Consider the following 15,744-nt stretch of genomic DNA (forward strand, 5'->3'; position numbering starts at 1 on the left):
TTGTTTGATGAAGAGCGCGCCTGGCAGCCCCTGGCGGCCCGTATGCGGCCAACCACACTGGATGAGTACGTGGGGCAGCAACATCTGTTTGGGACGGATCAGCCGCTGCGTCGCTCCATTGAGGCGGGCCATGTCCATTCCATGATCCTGTGGGGGCCGCCCGGAGTGGGTAAAACCACCCTGGCGATGATACTGGCCAGTTATGTGGATGCTCAATTTCTTTCTGTTTCCGCGGTGTTGAGCGGAGTGAAAGAGATTCGCGCCGCCATCGATCAAGCCAAAGAACAATTGCGCTTTGGCCGTAAGACCATCTTATTTGTGGACGAGGTGCATCGTTTCAACAAATCCCAACAGGATGCGTTTCTCCCCTATATCGAGGATGGCACGGTCATTTTTATTGGTGCCACCACCGAAAACCCTTCTTTTGAATTGAACAATGCGTTGTTGTCCCGAGCCCGGGTGTACGTTCTGAAACCCATCGCCGAGAGCGATATTCAGTCCCTGTTGAGCTCTGCCCTGAAGGACGCAGACAGGGGGCTTGGAGAAGACGGAATCGCGGTGCCTGAACACATTCTTGGCCAAATGTCTGCGGTGGCCGATGGCGATGCCCGGCGCGCATTGAACCTGCTGGAAATCTGTGTGGAACTGGCCAAAGCAGAGGGGCTGGACGAAGTAGGTGATGGGGTCATCGGGCAGGCGCTGGGGGCTGAACTGCGCCGTTTCGACAAAGGCGGTGAATCCTTTTACGATCAGATTTCGGCGCTGCACAAAGCCGTGCGGGGATCATCCCCCGATGGTGCACTGTACTGGTTTGCCCGTATGTTGGATGGTGGTTGTGATCCGCTCTACATTGCGCGGCGGGTGGTGCGCATGGCCAGCGAGGACATCGGCAACGCCGATCCACGGGCGTTGCAGATTGCGCTGAATGCCTGGGACGTTCAGACACGATTGGGTAGCCCGGAGGGAGAGCTTGCTATTGCACAGGCCGTTGCCTATATGGCCGCTGCACCAAAAAGCAATGCGGTCTACAAAGCCTTTAATGCCATCCGCCGCCAGATTGCGGAGCAGCCCAGCCATGAAGTACCCCTGCATTTGCGCAATGCACCAACCAAATTGATGAAACAGCAGGGTTATGGCGAAGAATATCGATACGCCCACGATTATCCGGACGCCTATGCGGCGGGCGAGAATTATCTGCCTGAAGCCCTGCAGGACGCACATTGGTATGAACCGGTACCGAGGGGGCTTGAAATCAAGATCGCAGACAAGCTGAAGTACCTGAAGGGGCTGGATCAGGCCAGCCAGTGGCGTCGTTACCGGAGGAAGCCCTGATATGCACTGGAGTCAGTTTGCCTGGGTGGCGGTAGGTGGGGCCATGGGCGCCAGCGCCCGGTTTGGTCTGTCCGCCTGGTTGAACGGTATCAATCGCAGTGCATTTCCCCTGGGCACCTTTGCGGTGAATGCCCTTGGCTCCTTTCTGTTTGGCTTGCTTTTCGTCGTTATACTGTCCGGCACCAGTTTCAGGGAGCCCATGCGCTTGATGATTCTGGTGGGGTTTATGGGCGCCTTCACCACGTTCTCCACCTTTTCTTTCGAAACAGTCAGGCTCGTTGAAGAACAGCAGTTGCTGATGGCTTTTGGCAATGTGGTCGCCAACTGCCTGGTCTGTTTTGCCGGCGTCTGGATTGGTTCGTTGCTGGCCAGAGCCTGGTTTTAAAAAACCGGTAAAATCCGTTACGGGGGCGGCTTCCTGGATTCGATTCGGGTACAATGCCGCCTAATAATGAATTCGTCTGATCAAGAGTAAGAAACACGTCATGTTAGACCCCAAACTGTTGCGAAACGAGCTGGAATCCATTGCGGAAGCCCTGAAAACCCGTGGATTTGAACTGGATATTGCGGCGTTTCAGGCGCTTGAGGATCGGCGCAAGGCCCTGCAGGTGGAAACGGAGAACCTGCAGGCAGAGCGCAAACGCAAATCCAAGGAAATCGGCATTGCCAAGGGTAAAGGCGAGGATGCAACGGCGCTGCTGGCTGAGGTGGACAGCTTTGGCACCAGGCTGACCGAATGTGAACAGCAGCTCACGGCGCTGCAGGCGGAGCTACGTGAATTGCAGATGGGTATTCCCAATATTCCTCACCCATCGGTGCCTGCCGGTGACAGCGAAGATGATAACGTGGAGGTTCGCAAATGGGGCGCCCCCACGACGTTCGACTTTGAACCTCTGGATCATGTTGATCTGGGCGGCAAAGTGGCGGGGATGGATTTTGAAACCGCAGCCAAAATCTCCGGTTCACGGTTTTCAGTGATGGTGGGGCCGCTGGCGCGTATGCATCGGGCGTTGATTCAACTGATGCTGGATACCCATACCCGGGAGCACGGTTATGAGGAAGTATATGTGCCCTATCTGGTGAACCCTGAATCTCTCCAGGGCACCGGGCAATTACCGAAATTTGAGGAAGATCTTTACAAGCTCCGTGGTGACCGCGAACTGTATCTGATACCCACCGCCGAAGTACCGGTTACCAATATGGTTCGGGATGAGATTCTCAGTGAAGCGGATTTGCCCGTTCGCTATACCGCCCATACACCCTGTTTCCGCAGTGAGGCGGGTTCCGGGGGCCGTGATGTGCGAGGCATGATCCGCCAGCATCAGTTTGAAAAGGTGGAAATGGTGCAAATGGTCAAACCTGAGGCCTCCTACGAGGCTTTGGAGGCACTCACCGGACATGCCGAGGCAATCTTGCAAAAGCTGGGTCTGCCTTACCGGGTGGTGGTGCTGTGTTCCGGCGATATTGGCTTTTCCGCCGCCAAGACCTACGATATTGAGGTGTGGTTGCCGGGGCAGGGCAAGTACCGGGAAATTTCCTCCTGCAGTAATTTTGAGGATTTTCAGGCGCGCCGCATGCAAGCGCGATATCGTCCCGAAGGCAGCAAAAAAACGGAGCTTCTGCATACCTTGAATGGTTCAGGACTGGCTGTGGGTCGTTGTTTGGTAGCGGTTATGGAAAATTACCAACAGGCGGACGGCAGCATCGTGGTACCGGAAGCATTAAGACCTTATATGGGTGGTATCGACGTAATACCAGCAGCCTGAGTGAATCCCAATGGACTATTTACCTCTTTTCTATCAACTTACGGGTAAGCGTTGTCTGGTTGTTGGTGGTGGTGAGATTGCCACCCGCAAAGCGGCCATGCTGCAACGGGCCGGCGCCAATGTGCGGGTGGTGGCGCCGGTAATTTCCAGCGCCATGGATGAGCTGCTGGCCGCCAATCCAGCGTCGCAACGCGAGCAGCGGGCATACCAGGTGCAGGATATGGACAGTGTCCTGCTGGTGATTGCCGCAACAGACGATGATCAGTTGAATGCCCGGGTATCGGCGGACGCCAGCGCGCGTAATATTCCAGTGAACGTGGTCGATAACCCTCCGTTGTGCACCTTTATTCTGCCTTCCATTGTCGATCGTTCTCCTATCGTCATGGCGGTGTCCAGTGGTGGTCAGTCACCGGTATTGGCGCGCATGATACGGGCCAAACTTGAATCCACCATTCCCGCCAGTTATGGGCGTCTGGCCCATCTTGTGGGTGGCTTCAGAGACAAGGCAAAGGCCAAATTCAGCGACGTGAATCAACGTCGGGGATTCTGGGAGCAGGTGCTGAACGGCCCCATTGCCGAATTTGTATTTGCCGGCAAAGAGCGGGAAGCGGAAGCCATGTTGGAGCAACAACTGTCGACAGATGCTCCCATTGATTTGCCCAAGGGGGAAGTGTATCTGGTGGGGGCGGGGCCCGGTGACCCGGATTTGTTGACCTTCCGGGCATTGCGCTTGATGCAGCAGGCGGATGTGGTGTTGTATGACCGTCTGGTGAGCCCCGGAATTCTGGATCTGGTGCGCCGTGATGCCGAGCGCATTTACGTGGGTAAGGCGCGCAGTGATCACGCCGTTCCGCAAGACCAGATTAATGAATATCTGGTGAAACTGGCCAAACAGGGGCGTCGTGTCTGCCGCCTCAAAGGCGGAGATCCCTTTATATTCGGCCGTGGGGGGGAAGAGATTGATCGACTGGCCCAGGAAGGCATCCAGTTCCAAGTGGTACCGGGCATTACCGCCGCTTCCGGTTGTGCCAGCTATGCCGGTATCCCCCTTACCCATCGCGATCATGCGCAGTCAGTGCGCTTTGTGACGGGGCATCTTAAGGATGGTTCGCTGGATCTGGACTGGTCCACCCTTGCCAAAGAGCGCCAGACATTGGTGTTTTACATGGGATTGGTGGGGTTACCGACGATTTGCCAACAGCTGATTCAGCATGGTCTTGGCGGTGATACTCCGATAGCTTTGGTCCAGCAGGGTACTACCCGGCACCAGAAAGTGTGGACGTCAACCTTGGCGGATATGCCGAAAATCGTTAAAAATCAAGAGGTTAGGCCGCCTACGCTGATTATCGTGGGGTCGGTTGTTTCGCTGCACAAACGGTTGTCTTGGTTTGATCCGGCAACCAGCCGGTCGGGATAAGCCAGAAACTGCTGTAAAGTTAGTCGCGCCACTTTCCAAATAACACCCATCGTCTAATCTTAAATTAACGAGAAGAGTGCAAGCGCTGGGAGTTTTGAGGATGAATTGGCTTAACCGGATCTCCATCAAGTACAAATTGTTATTGATTCCGCTGGTGGGAGTATTGGGGTTCGGCGCCAATCTGGTGTTCAATGTCTCAGTGAACACTGAAACCAGCGAAAGCCTGGAATCGGTTCGTGACCGTTATTATCCCATCCTGGAAAAGGCCAATGGCATGATTGTGTTGTTGGACCGAACCAATGAAACATTGAATTCAGCGGTGAGCGCCGGTGAAATAGAAATGGTGGCCTCAGCCGATGAAAATGCAGAGCAAATGCGTTCGTTTTTGACTGAGATTTATGATCTTGAGCCTAATCGCAAGGGGGAAGTGGAAGATCTGAAAGTTAAATTCAATCGTTATTACTCCTCAGCCCGATCATTATCTGAAGGTATGATTTCCGGCAACATCGATTTCTCCCAGCTCAATGACAAAGTGGCGGAAATGGGGGAATTGCAGAAACAGCTCAAGAACGACCTGCAAAATTTCCGCGACCAAAGTCATGCACTGTTTGCCTCAAATATTTCTGATTCCATTGCAAAGGCGAAAGATGCGCTTACCGTAGGAGCCGTTATTGCGGCCGTCATCACCATTGTGCTGGTTGCTGTGGCGATGTACATTACGGCGTCGGTCACGGCAAACATTTCCCGCATCGTCAGCTCGCTGAAGGAAATTGCCAGTGGTGAGGGCGATCTTACCAAACGTATCCGCCAGACCTCGGAGGACGAGTTCGGTGAATTGGTCTTTTGGTTTAATTCATTCATCGAGAAACTGCAGAGCATTATCAAGGACGTAGTGGAAAGTATTGAGCCACTGACATCCACCAGCCGTGAGCTGGGTACATTGGCCCATGAGAGTGAAAACGTATCCAGTGAGCAGCTGGAATCCACGGTCAGTGTCAATCGCTCCATGAATGAAATGTTTCAGAGTCTGAATGAAAATGCGTCCAACACGTCCAACGCGGCCGAGGCAGCTTCCTATGCCAACGAACAGGCCAAGACCGGCCACGGCATTGTAAAAGACACCATTCAAACCATCAATGAACTGGCACAGGAAGTGGCGAAAGCCGGTGAAACCATCCATCAGTTGGAGTCGGATACGGCGAATGTGGGCGCAATATTGGACGTCATACAGGGCATAGCATCCCAGACCAACTTATTGGCCTTGAACGCTGCGATCGAAGCTGCCAGGGCGGGTGAACATGGGCGCGGCTTTGCTGTGGTGGCCGATGAGGTGCGAACACTGGCGTCCCGTACTCAGGAGTCAACCGAAGAAATCCATTCCGTCATCGATCAACTGCAGAAAACCGCACGGGTGATTTCTGAGGTGATGGCTGCAGGCCAGAGCAAGGCGGAGCAGAGCGTTTCACAAGCCGGTGATGCCGGTAACTCACTTGAGGCGATTACCACCCGTGTTGAGCAAATCAACGTGATGAACACCCAGATTGCCTCGGCGACGGAAGAGCAACAGCAGACTTCACACTTTATTCAGCAGGCAATCGACGAAATCAGTCAATCGGCCCAGCTGGCTGCGGAGGGGTCTGCGAAAGTGGCGTCATCCACGGAGCAGTTGCAAAGCGTAACCCAGCGACTGGAAACCGTAGCGCGTCAATTCAAGGTTTGATCACAGCAGGCTTTTGTTGCGTCCGGACCAAAGGTCCTGCGCCAGTTCTGTAGCGGAAACCTGGTTATTGGCTTCACCCAACAATTTAAGGGCAATGGCGGTGGTGCCCACCACCGCGGCCTCACCGTATTCATGCCGTTTGGCTCCCTGCCAGACTGCAACAAACTGCCCGAGATCCAGCTCGGTTTCTTTCACGTGCCGCTTGCTGAACATTGGTTGCCAGATTTCTTCTGACAGCTCTCCGTCGCGTACCGATTGCACCAGACATTCACTATCAGGATTGCGTTCGATCTCACCGGCTTCACCCTTGATCACATCCACTTTTTCGTAACCCAAAGCCTGGGCTGCCAGCTGGTGTACCGGGCGGTAGCCGGGGTGAAATATGCCCTGAATGACGGCAGGGGCGTTGCAGGGATTTAGTAGTCGTGACAGTGTGTGGACCGGTGAACGTAAGCCCATGATGTTGCGCAGTTCGATAATTCGATGCAGGGTCGGGCAGAGAGAAGCCAGGGGAAAATAGGTGAAATGGTGCTGCTCCAGCTGTGAGGCACAATCTGACCAGGAGTGAGCGACACCCATGCCCAATTCCCGCAGCACATCTTCTGTATAGACGCGATCAATGGTGTGCCCGCTGGCGCCGTGGATGAACACCCGGTGGCCCCGCTCGGCCAATAACAAGATGCTGAACAAATACCAGGGAAGGTGGCGGCGCTTACCCGCATAGGACGACCAATCCAGATCCACAGCCATGTTCTGTTGCGGTGTAATCGACTCACGTACTGCTCTCACAAAGCCCAGCAGTTCTTCCGGGCTTTCCTCCTTCACCCGCAGCAGCATCAGGAACGCTCCCAATTGCACATCTTCCACCTGTCCCGCCATGATCATGCTCATGGCATCATAGGCTTCTGCCTCCGTTAAGGATCGGGAGCCTTTTTTTCCCTTGCCCAGGACACGAACGTATTGGGCAAACGGGTGCTCATGAGAAGGCGGTATGCTGGTCTTCATGGTGGATGTGGTCATGGTATGGCTACTACAGGCAGTTGGTTGGGCGCGGCAAGCCGGCGATTTTTGCCGCGATCTTGGCTGGGCTTCCGGGAAACAGTTGCAGCAGATAGAGGCTGTTTCCCTTATCCCCACCCAGGGTTTGTTTCACATACTTTACCAGTATTCGCATGGCAGGAGAATGTTCAAATTCCTGGTGGAAGCGCTGCAGCAGTGTGACGATTTCCCAGTGTGCGGCCGACATTTCAATGCCTTCTGCTTCGGCAATGGCAGTGGCTATGGTTTCATTCCAGTCAGACAGGTTGATGAGATAGCCTTCCTTGTCCACGGCGATGGACAGATTATTGACGCGCAAGGTACCCACCTCACCAGCTCCTCTGCAGGCAATGGCTGCGAATTGTTAACTCACAACCAACTGAGCGTTTTTTCATGTTGGGTCACCAGTTCCACAAAGTCTGTGTAATTGACGGTCGTCGCCTTACTTGAGTCCGGGGTCAGGCCTCTGGCGGCGCAGTCCTCTTGCAGTGCGAAGAGCTTCTGCGCCGCGGGTAATGAGTGAGCTGAAGCCGGCAGGGCGAGGGCGTAAACGCCATCCTCGATCAGAATCAGGCTGTCGCTGGGCCCCATTGCACGCAAGCACAATTGCAGAGCGGTGTTGTCAGCAGGGCTTTTGTTAACGATATGCAAAATCATGGTATTAAAACGTCAGCAAGTGATCAAAGTCGGCGAGTACTGTGGGGATTTTGCTTCTGGGAATAATCGAAGCCTGGATCATCAGGTCACCAGATGATAGCCCACGTTCTACAAGATCCTCCTCACAGACATAAACATTGGAGATCTCATAAAGTTCCAGCGCTTGGAAAATCGGGCCCGTGCGCTTGTGGGATTGAGGCGCCGGGTTCTGGCCATCCTTGATCTGGAAGACTCCGTCGCCAATAAATAACAGGCCCACATCAACACCGAAGGCCGCACTGGCCAGGGCAGCATCGAGGGATTCTTTTGTGGCCTGGGAGGAGTAGGGTGGTTTGGTATTTATAAAAAGACTGGAGCGCATGGTTCGGGAACATCCTTCTCAGCGGTGTTTTGATTTGCCTGGCCTTGCCTGTCAGGCCCCGAAAGTAATTAGGCGTTCAGACTCCAGGCCTGCTTCCACCAGTTGCCCCAAACCCGACAGTACGAACCCCGGTGCCAGATTGGAGGCGGATTTTTCATAGCGTGCCGCCTCGGAGGCATTGATGATACCACGGCGCAGGCAGGCTGAGATGCAAACCACCAGCTCCACACTGTGGCTTTCATTCAACTCGTTCCACGCAGAATACAAGTTGATTTCATCTTGAGGCGGGCTGGCCAGCTCGGTACCGGTCAGCACACCGTCTCCCGAGAAAAATACTCGTTTGATCCGATGTTCCGCTGCGATGGCGGCCTGGCAGAAACGCAGGGCGGAAAGGTTGCCCTGGTGGCTGTAGGGCGCAGCGAGCACGTGCACGGTGAAGATCATGGCTGATACGAATCTCGGGGATACGGGTTCTGTGCCATAATAGGGGGCACAGCGCTGAAATCAAGAGTCTATAACATTCCAACGGTGGTGGAATTTGTAAAGTTGGGTGATGGAGCTGCCCGATTGGGGCTTAATGAAAGTTTTCCTTCACAGAATCATAGGTTTGCGCTATTATTTGCGCCTCTTCACTGGTGAGCTGGCTGAGTGGTTGAAAGCAGCGGTCTTGAAAACCGCCGTGGGTTAATAGCCCACCCGGGGTTCGAATCCCTGGCTCACCGCCATTTTTCCCATCTCATTGTCGCCACACCCATATTGTCTATACTTGATACAGGTTTCCCGCATTGTTGACGGGATGTTTGTTTGCTCGCTAAGTATCTGGCCAAACTGACATTTACAGAGTCTATTGTAAGTTGCCTGGCCACATGGGTGCATGGATCTCCAGATAGTATGACCCGCAACTCTTTTGCTGGCCGATTAAGGCTTGCCTGCGTCCTTTGTTTGCTTGGCTACTTTGGCGGTACAGCACAGGCTGCCGGCGTATTGAGTTTGGATCCGGCTGCCGCGCGTTATTCCCTTGATCCCTTTGTTGATTATGTCCTTGATGAGGGATGGCAGTTTTCGGAATTTCGCGACCTTGAACCCTCCCTTACTTTTTCCCGCAGCGAGAGTGGCGCGCTCACTTTCGGCTATGTCAACGCGTCTTACTGGTTGCGGCTTCAGGTGGTCAATCCTGATGCGGTCGGTCGGCGTTGGATTCTGGAGTTGTCCGGCCTGAGCCGGGCAGTGGACCGGATTGAAGCCTACATCCCTGATCGGGAGGGAACTTATCGGCGGCATCTCTCCGGTGACTCAGTGCCATTCAATCAGCGTACCATTCCCCATCACAGCGTTCTATTTGCAGTCGAGTTACCGGCCGCGCAGCCGCGCACGTTGTATCTGAAGGTGACAACCAATGGCACCCTTCAGTTGCCCATGACGTTGTGGGAGGCCGACGCCTATATCGCCTCTGAGCACCACGATACGCTGCTGGAGGGAATGTTCTATGGCATTCTGGCGATCATGCTGTTTTATAACGGCTTTATTTATTGGTCGGTGAAGGATCACAGTTACCTGTTTTATGTCTGCTATTTGGTCTGTGTGCTGGGGTTTGCCTTGTCCATCAAGGGGGTGGGTTATGAATATTTCTGGCCGGAGCAACCCGCCTGGAATAATAAGAGCAACCTGGTGTTTGCGATGGTGGGAATACTGTTTGTATTGCTGTTTGCCCGTAGCTTTCTCAAAACCGCCATATACACGCCCAGGGTTCACCAGGCCATAGGGCTGTTAATGGCGACCGCACTGCTGAGTGCTTTGGGTGTCCTGTTTTTAAGCCATTACCATGCGGCGTCAATATTGTCAGTCCAGTATTCGGTGTCTGTCTTGGTGGTGATCCTGGCCGCCTCACTGGCGTTGAAAAGGGGATTCACCGCGGCCCGCTACTACCTGTTGGCGTGGTTAAGTGTTTTATTGTCCATTCTGTTATGGGTGTTGAACAGTGCCAATATGATCACCTCTTATTGGGTGGGGGGCTATTTGTTCCAGATTGGCACGACATTGCAGGTGCTGCTGTTTTCATTTGCACTGGCGGATCGAATCAATCTGATGCGCAGTGAGCGGGAGGCAGCGCTCAAACTCCAGCTGGCCCACTCGCGACGCCTGGTGTCCATGTCTGAAATGTTTGAACGCTTTGTACCGAAGCAGTTTCTCACCAAAATTGCCCGCTCTGGTATTGAGAACATTGAGCTGGGTAGGGCGGATGTGGCTGAGGTCTCTATTTTGTTTGCCGATGTGCGTGGCTTTACCGCGATGTCTGAATCGCTGCAGCCGCAGGAGTTACTGAATTTTCTCAACGCCTACCTGCAGAGGATCGACAAGGTCATTCACGATCATGATGGCTTCATTGACAAATTCATCGGGGATGGCGTCATGGCGCTGTTTGAAAGTGAGCAAACTCAGCTCGGCGCACTGAATGCGGTGCAGGCCGCCATTCAAATGCAGAAGACTGTAGAGATTTACAACCAGCATCGCGCCAACAGCGGGTACCCGCCAATCAGGATAGGCGTGGGGGTCAATACCGGTGAAGTGGTATACGGAACCGTCGGTTCCCAGGATCGCATGGATTCCACGGTACTGGGGGATAACGTCAACGTGGCAGCCCGGTTGCAGGATCTGACCAAGGTGCTGCAGGCCAGGGTGGTGATCTCGGAGCACACGCTGGAAGTGGTGGGTAAGGGGCACGGCCTGATTGTGCGCGAAGTGGGCGATGTCCGGGTACGGGGGCGCCGGGAGCCGGTGCATATTTATGAAGTACTGAACGCGGATACAGAGCAGGACAAGGCGGCCAAACTGCATACTCTCAGCAACTATCGCCTGGCCTATGAAAATTATCGCAACGGCCGCTGGCGGGAGGCTGAGGCCTTATGGGTCAGCTGCCTTGAGCTGCACCCCAGTGACACCGTTGTCCAGTATTTGATTGCACAGTGTCGAACCAAACTAAGCTAGTTGCCCGGGCAGGCGCCCACTTGCGCCACTTGCAAAATATGGCCACTGGGGTTGTGACATTTTCACTAATCCGGGCTCCACATTCTGGATATCATCTGTATATACCAATCTACTTGTGCCGGCGATTTGCCAGAGCATGACCATTCGGCAGTGAATGAAATTTAGATTACAATTGAACAAGGAATACCGGTGAGGGATACCGGATCACGTTGGTGCGCGGGGTTAGTTTGTGATTAAGGTATTTATCGTTGACGATCATGACCTGGTAAGGACCGGGATTTCCAGGATGTTGGCCGATGTGGCGGGAATTAAAGTGGTGGGGGAAGCCGCCAGTGGGGAGGATGCCCTCAAACTGGTCAGGGATTTAGGCCCTGATGTGGTGCTGATGGATGCCAAAATGCCGGGGATCGGCGGCCTGGAAGCCACACGAAAACTCTTGCGCAACAACGCCGATGTGCGTGTTATTGCCGTTACCGCCTGTGGCGAGGAGCCGTTTCCTTCCCGCTTTCTGCAGGCAGGTGCGTCAGGCTATCTGACCAAGGGGGCTGCCATGGACGAGATGGTTAAGGCTATCCGCCTTGTTCATTCCGGGCAGCGCTACATCTCGCCGGATGTGGCCCAGGAGCTGGCCTTGAAACCGTTCCGTCAAGATTCGGCTTCACCCTTTGACCAGCTTTCCGAGCGCGAAATGCAGATTGCCATGATGATCGTTAATTGTCAGAAGGTGCAGGAAATTTCCGACAAGCTGTTTCTGAGCCCGAAAACGGTCAATAGTTACCGTTATCGTCTGTTTGAGAAGCTGGGCATCAATAGCGATGTGGAATTGACGCTGTTGGCTGTTCGCCATGGAATGCTCGATGTAGAATCTCTGCCCAACAATTAGTTGAGGCAGAATCATTAATATAGACGCTTTCCTAAAATCACTGACCACCCATCCCGGCGTGTACCGCATGATCGGGGCTGATGATCAGGTTTTGTATGTCGGTAAGGCAAAGAATCTGAAAAACCGTGTCAGCTCCTATTTTCGCGGTCGCCAACAGAGCCCCAAGACAGTGGCGTTGGTGGAGAAAATCGAGCGCATAGAGGTGACGGTTACCAATAGCGAAACCGAAGCTTTGCTGCTTGAACAGACTCTGATCAAGAGCCTGAAACCCCCTTTCAATATCCTGCTGCGGGATGATAAATCTTATCCTTATATCTACCTGTCGCAGCAGGATTTCCCCCGCTTGGCCTATTACCGGGGATCAAAGAAGCTTCCTGGCCGATTTTTTGGGCCCTATCCCAGTGCCGCGGCGGTTCGTGAGACCCTGAATCTCCTGCAGAAGATATTCAATGTGCGCCAGTGCGAGGACAGTTTCTATCGAAACCGCTCCCGGCCTTGTCTTCAGCATCAAATTGAACGCTGTAAGGCACCCTGTGTCGGCCTGGTGTCGGAAGAGGAATACGCTGAAGACGTACGTCATACGATTATGTTTCTGGAAGGCAAGAGCAGCGAGGTACGCAAGGAATTAACGGCATCAATGGAGGCAGCGGCAGCCGAGCTGCAATTTGAACGTGCCGCCCAGTTTCGCGATCAACTGGAAGCACTGACCCACGTTCAATCCCAGCAGTTCGTTGAGACCGAAGCGGGTAACGCCGACGTGTTCGCGGTAGCGGTCCGGTCTGCAATGGCCTGTGTGCAGGTGGTCTATGTCCGTGGCGGGCGTGTGATGGGCAATAAGACCTATTATCCTGTGCTGAAGGCGGATCAGAGCACTGCGGAGATACTGGATGAATTTGTTCCACAGTACTATCTGGGGGGGCAGGGCGGCCGAGATATGCCCCAGGTAATCATCGTGGCTGAACCCTTTGAATCACAAGATGCCCTGGTAGAAGCACTGCAACAGCAGTACCAGGTGAGCCTGTCCGTCAGCAGTAACGTGCGTACTGCACGGCGCGGCTGGCTGCGCCTGGCGCAAACCAATGCCGAGCAGTATCTGTCCAGTCACTTGGCAAATCGTGAGAACCTGTATAAGCGTTTTGAGGCATTGCGGGACGCACTGTCATTGGATGAGATTCCTCAGCGTCTGGAGTGTTTTGATATTTCCCACACCCAGGGTGAACAAACCGTCGCCAGTTGCGTTGTGTTTGAACACAATGGACCGGTTAGGAACCAGTATCGACGGTTCAACATCGAGGGTGTTACTGCCGGTGATGACTATGCTGCAATGGAACAAGCGTTGACCCGCCGTTACACCCGTCTCAAAAAAGGGGAAGCCAAGTTGCCTGATATTCTCATCGTGGATGGTGGTAAGGGGCAGTTGAAGCAGGCACGGCGCGTGTTATCCGATCTGCAGGTGCAGGGTGTGCTGTTGCTGGGTATTGCGAAAGGGGAAACCCGCAAACCCGGCCTGGAAACACTGTTTCTTGAGGACACGGGTGCCGGATTCGAATTGGAGCGTGATTCCCCGGCCTTACACCTGCTTCAGCACATTCGGGATGAATCCCATCGGTTTGCCATCATGGGGCATCGGCAGCAGCGGGACCGCAAGCGGACCCGGTCTGTTTTGGAGGATATTCCGGGAGTTGGTCCCAAGCGCAGAAAAGAGTTACTAACCCACTTTGGCGGGATGCAGGGGTTGGCCCGGGCAAGCCAGCAAGAGATCGAAAATGTGGCCGGCATAAACAAGAAAATTGCAGAAGACGTTTATGCGGCGCTTCACAATGTTTAGAATGCTGGGTTCATCGTGAGCAAAAGAGAGCAGTCCATGCAGCAGGTTGCTGGTAAATCCACATTCCTGACCGTTCCTAACGTATTGACTTTACTGAGAATTGCCCTGATTCCGGTATTTGTGGGAGTGTTTTATTTACCCTATCAGTGGAGTGCACTGGCATGTGCTGTAATCTTTGCGGTTGCCGGCATCACCGACTGGGTGGATGGCTATCTGGCCCGCAAAATGGAGCAAAGCACAAAGCTTGGCGCCTTCCTTGATCCGGTTGCTGACAAGCTTATGGTGGCCGCTGCATTGGTCCTGCTCGTAGAAGCTCACGCCACTGCCTTACTCGCTATTCCCGCCATCGTGATTATCAGTCGGGAGATTACCGTATCCGCCTTGCGTGAGTGGATGGCGGAACTGGGCAAACGAGCCAGTGTGGCGGTTTCATTCGTGGGTAAGGTGAAAACCACAGTTCAGATGATTGCCATTACGGGGCTGTTGGCGAATGAACCGGATATGCAGTTTTGGGTGGTGTGGCTGGCTTACCTGTTATTGTACCTGGCCACTGGCCTCACACTGTGGTCGATGATGATGTATCTCAAGGCTGCCTGGCCTGATTTGAAAGAATAAGCATTTAGTATCAAGTTGTTGAGAAATAATAGAAAATTTTATGTTGACTCGGTTCGCGCTGTAGGTAGAATAGGCAACCCACAAAGCAGCCAGCTTTGTCAGTAGTGCGGGAATAGCTCAGTTGGTAGAGCACAACCTTGCCAAGGTTGGGGTCGCGAGTTCGAGTCTCGTTTCCCGCTCCACTTCAAACCCCATTTCCTTGGGTCTTCAGGCGCGGTAGCAAAGCGGTTATGCACTGGATTGCAAATCCACGTAGGCCGGTTCGACTCCGGCCCGCGCCTCCAGTTTCTACCCCTTAATGACGTTTTTCTTTTCCTTGAATTCCTTGACGTGTTCCATCAGCGCATGTTCCATATCGCTGATTTCCTGGTTTTTGGCTTTCAACAATTTCTCGCCGTCCTTGGGGGACTGGCCTTTGTATATGTACAGGCTCTCCAGCATGATCTTGCGGATAGGGGAATGTTTATCAAGCCCGCGTTCCTTGCAGATGATGTCCACTGACATTTCGAACGCCTTGTCATAGCCATGCCGGTCTATGGAGATGGTGCGGAATTTCGGCTTGTTGAGGCCTTCGGTGTTGACCCGAATTTCAAACACATGAGCAGGTTTGCGGCCCTCGCGGTAGCGGACGCGTTCCTTGAGGCCAACAATCTTGCCGTCAGTATGAACCAGACGCTCCACTGACAAATCCTTTCTCATGAAATGGGCGCGCTGGCGTTGTGCCAACTCCAGGTCTTTCGCCTGGGCCTCTTCCAAGGTCGCGAGCAGCTCTTCCTCGCTAAGATAGCGACCATTCTTTTTAAGAGGATAATAGACTTGGTGCTCTTTACTGTTCCACGCCCGGTAGACGCGAATGTAGTCTTCGCTGACTGAGATCGCCATAGTGATAATAAATACTCTAACGAATTAAACTTAGATAATCCCTTCCTCTGACATAATTGCCAACAAAAGCGGATTTTTCAACTGCTGTAATAAATCATTGATTACTCAGGGGGTACTCCATATAATTTGCCCCTCATTTATTGAACTACCGCTTCATCCGCCCGGGTGGCGAAACTGGTAGACGCAAGGGACTTAAAATCCCTCGGTGGCAACACCGTGCCGGTTCGATTCCGGCCCCGGGCACCATTATAACCCCAGCC

Annotated in this window: 15 protein-coding genes and 4 tRNA genes; 13 read left to right on the plus strand and 6 right to left on the minus strand. The window is 53.6% G+C overall.

The genetic code is table 11. The features are described from left to right. The first annotated feature begins 42 nt into the window (after positions 1-42). The 5 genes from D9N13_RS10550 to D9N13_RS10570 all read left to right on the plus strand — a co-directional run bounded on the left by D9N13_RS10550 (position 43) and on the right by D9N13_RS10570 (position 6,235). Positions 43-1,332: a replication-associated recombination protein A gene (locus D9N13_RS10550; protein WP_317622495.1), complete on the plus strand. Its 1,290-nt coding sequence runs from the start codon at positions 43-45 to the stop codon at positions 1,330-1,332. Position 1,333: 1 nt separating this feature from the next. Continuing rightward, complete coding sequence (gene crcB / locus D9N13_RS10555) at positions 1,334-1,717, plus strand: fluoride efflux transporter CrcB (RefSeq protein WP_290589212.1); 384 nt, start codon at positions 1,334-1,336, stop codon at positions 1,715-1,717. A 100-nt stretch (positions 1,718-1,817) separates the two neighbouring features. After that, positions 1,818-3,098: a serine--tRNA ligase gene (gene serS / locus D9N13_RS10560; RefSeq protein ID WP_290589215.1), complete on the plus strand. Its 1,281-nt coding sequence runs from the start codon at positions 1,818-1,820 to the stop codon at positions 3,096-3,098. Between the two features lie 10 nt (positions 3,099-3,108). Beyond that, positions 3,109-4,515, plus strand: a complete 1,407-nt coding sequence (gene cysG, locus D9N13_RS10565) for a siroheme synthase CysG (RefSeq protein WP_290589218.1) — start codon at positions 3,109-3,111, stop codon at positions 4,513-4,515. A gap of 100 nt (positions 4,516-4,615) precedes the next feature. Next, complete coding sequence (locus tag D9N13_RS10570; RefSeq protein WP_290589222.1) at positions 4,616-6,235, plus strand: methyl-accepting chemotaxis protein; 1,620 nt, start codon at positions 4,616-4,618, stop codon at positions 6,233-6,235. Here D9N13_RS10570 and D9N13_RS10575 read toward each other — a convergent pair whose 3' ends face one another. From D9N13_RS10575 to tusD, 5 genes are read right to left on the minus strand one after another with little or no spacing between them, the layout of a single operon-like run. Then, positions 6,236-7,255, minus strand: a complete 1,020-nt coding sequence (locus D9N13_RS10575; protein WP_290589225.1) for a glycosyl transferase family protein — start codon at positions 7,253-7,255, stop codon at positions 6,236-6,238. It abuts the gene before it with no gap. Positions 7,256-7,265: 10 nt separating this feature from the next. Continuing rightward, on the minus strand, positions 7,266-7,601 hold the full coding sequence (locus D9N13_RS10580) for a TusE/DsrC/DsvC family sulfur relay protein (RefSeq protein ID WP_290589227.1): 336 nt from the start codon (positions 7,599-7,601) through the stop codon (positions 7,266-7,268). Positions 7,602-7,642: 41 nt separating this feature from the next. Further along, positions 7,643-7,930: a sulfurtransferase complex subunit TusB gene (gene tusB / locus D9N13_RS10585; protein WP_290589229.1), complete on the minus strand. Its 288-nt coding sequence runs from the start codon at positions 7,928-7,930 to the stop codon at positions 7,643-7,645. Positions 7,931-7,934: 4 nt separating this feature from the next. Then, the gene (tusC, locus tag D9N13_RS10590) at positions 7,935-8,291 is read right to left on the minus strand and encodes a sulfurtransferase complex subunit TusC (protein ID WP_290589231.1); all 357 of its coding nucleotides are present in this window, start codon (positions 8,289-8,291) and stop codon (positions 7,935-7,937) included. Positions 8,292-8,342: 51 nt separating this feature from the next. Next, positions 8,343-8,735, minus strand: coding sequence for a sulfurtransferase complex subunit TusD (gene tusD, locus D9N13_RS10595; protein WP_290589234.1), 393 nt, complete (start codon positions 8,733-8,735; stop codon positions 8,343-8,345). 190 nt (positions 8,736-8,925) lie between these two features. Here tusD and D9N13_RS10600 point away from each other — a divergent pair. The 7 genes from D9N13_RS10600 (at position 8,926) to D9N13_RS10630 (ending at position 14,886) form a co-directional block, all read left to right on the plus strand. Next, positions 8,926-9,016 (plus strand) — tRNA-Ser (locus D9N13_RS10600). Positions 9,017-9,182: 166 nt separating this feature from the next. Then, positions 9,183-11,276 (plus strand): 7TM diverse intracellular signaling domain-containing protein, encoded by a 2,094-nt coding sequence (locus D9N13_RS10605; RefSeq protein WP_290589237.1) that lies wholly within the window; start codon positions 9,183-9,185, stop codon positions 11,274-11,276. Between the two features lie 229 nt (positions 11,277-11,505). Continuing rightward, complete coding sequence (gene uvrY / locus D9N13_RS10610) at positions 11,506-12,159, plus strand: UvrY/SirA/GacA family response regulator transcription factor (protein ID WP_290589240.1); 654 nt, start codon at positions 11,506-11,508, stop codon at positions 12,157-12,159. Between the two features lie 10 nt (positions 12,160-12,169). Beyond that, on the plus strand, positions 12,170-13,987 hold the full coding sequence (uvrC, locus tag D9N13_RS10615; protein WP_317622496.1) for an excinuclease ABC subunit UvrC: 1,818 nt from the start codon (positions 12,170-12,172) through the stop codon (positions 13,985-13,987). Between the two features lie 66 nt (positions 13,988-14,053). Then, positions 14,054-14,602 carry a CDP-diacylglycerol--glycerol-3-phosphate 3-phosphatidyltransferase gene (pgsA, locus tag D9N13_RS10620; RefSeq protein WP_317622497.1) on the plus strand — a complete coding sequence of 183 codons (549 nt, stop codon included), beginning with the start codon at positions 14,054-14,056 and terminating at the stop codon, positions 14,600-14,602. Between the two features lie 106 nt (positions 14,603-14,708). Continuing rightward, positions 14,709-14,784 (plus strand) — tRNA-Gly (locus tag D9N13_RS10625). A gap of 28 nt (positions 14,785-14,812) precedes the next feature. Then, positions 14,813-14,886 (plus strand) — tRNA-Cys (locus D9N13_RS10630). Between the two features lie 4 nt (positions 14,887-14,890). On the opposite strand, the gene D9N13_RS10635 is transcribed toward D9N13_RS10630, so the two are convergent. Further along, positions 14,891-15,484 carry a hypothetical protein gene (locus tag D9N13_RS10635; RefSeq protein ID WP_290589241.1) on the minus strand — a complete coding sequence of 198 codons (594 nt, stop codon included), beginning with the start codon at positions 15,482-15,484 and terminating at the stop codon, positions 14,891-14,893. A 159-nt stretch (positions 15,485-15,643) separates the two neighbouring features. Here D9N13_RS10635 and D9N13_RS10640 point away from each other — a divergent pair. After that, positions 15,644-15,730 (plus strand) — tRNA-Leu (locus D9N13_RS10640). Positions 15,731-15,744 lie beyond the last annotated feature (14 nt).

This window comes from Ketobacter sp. GenoA1 (genome assembly GCF_003671475.1).
Taxonomy (GTDB): Bacteria; Pseudomonadota; Gammaproteobacteria; order Pseudomonadales; family Ketobacteraceae; genus Ketobacter.

Bases quoted from the DNA above. Each gene is read 5' to 3' on its own strand.
- D9N13_RS10550 (WP_317622495.1), top strand. From the start codon at position 43: ATGCGGCCAACCACACTGGATGAGTACGTGGGGCAGCAACATCTGTTT.
- crcB (WP_290589212.1), top strand. From the start codon at position 1,334: ATGCACTGGAGTCAGTTTGCCTGGGTGGCGGTAGGTGGGGCCATGGGC.
- serS (WP_290589215.1), top strand. From the start codon at position 1,818: ATGTTAGACCCCAAACTGTTGCGAAACGAGCTGGAATCCATTGCGGAA.
- cysG (WP_290589218.1), top strand. From the start codon at position 3,109: ATGGACTATTTACCTCTTTTCTATCAACTTACGGGTAAGCGTTGTCTG.
- D9N13_RS10570 (WP_290589222.1), top strand. From the start codon at position 4,616: ATGAATTGGCTTAACCGGATCTCCATCAAGTACAAATTGTTATTGATT.
- D9N13_RS10575 (WP_290589225.1), bottom strand. From the start codon at position 7,255: ATGACCACATCCACCATGAAGACCAGCATACCGCCTTCTCATGAGCAC.
- tusB (WP_290589229.1), bottom strand. From the start codon at position 7,930: ATGATTTTGCATATCGTTAACAAAAGCCCTGCTGACAACACCGCTCTG.
- tusC (WP_290589231.1), bottom strand. From the start codon at position 8,291: ATGCGCTCCAGTCTTTTTATAAATACCAAACCACCCTACTCCTCCCAG.
- tusD (WP_290589234.1), bottom strand. From the start codon at position 8,735: ATGATCTTCACCGTGCACGTGCTCGCTGCGCCCTACAGCCACCAGGGC.
- D9N13_RS10605 (WP_290589237.1), top strand. From the start codon at position 9,183: ATGACCCGCAACTCTTTTGCTGGCCGATTAAGGCTTGCCTGCGTCCTT.
- D9N13_RS10635 (WP_290589241.1), bottom strand. From the start codon at position 15,484: ATGGCGATCTCAGTCAGCGAAGACTACATTCGCGTCTACCGGGCGTGG.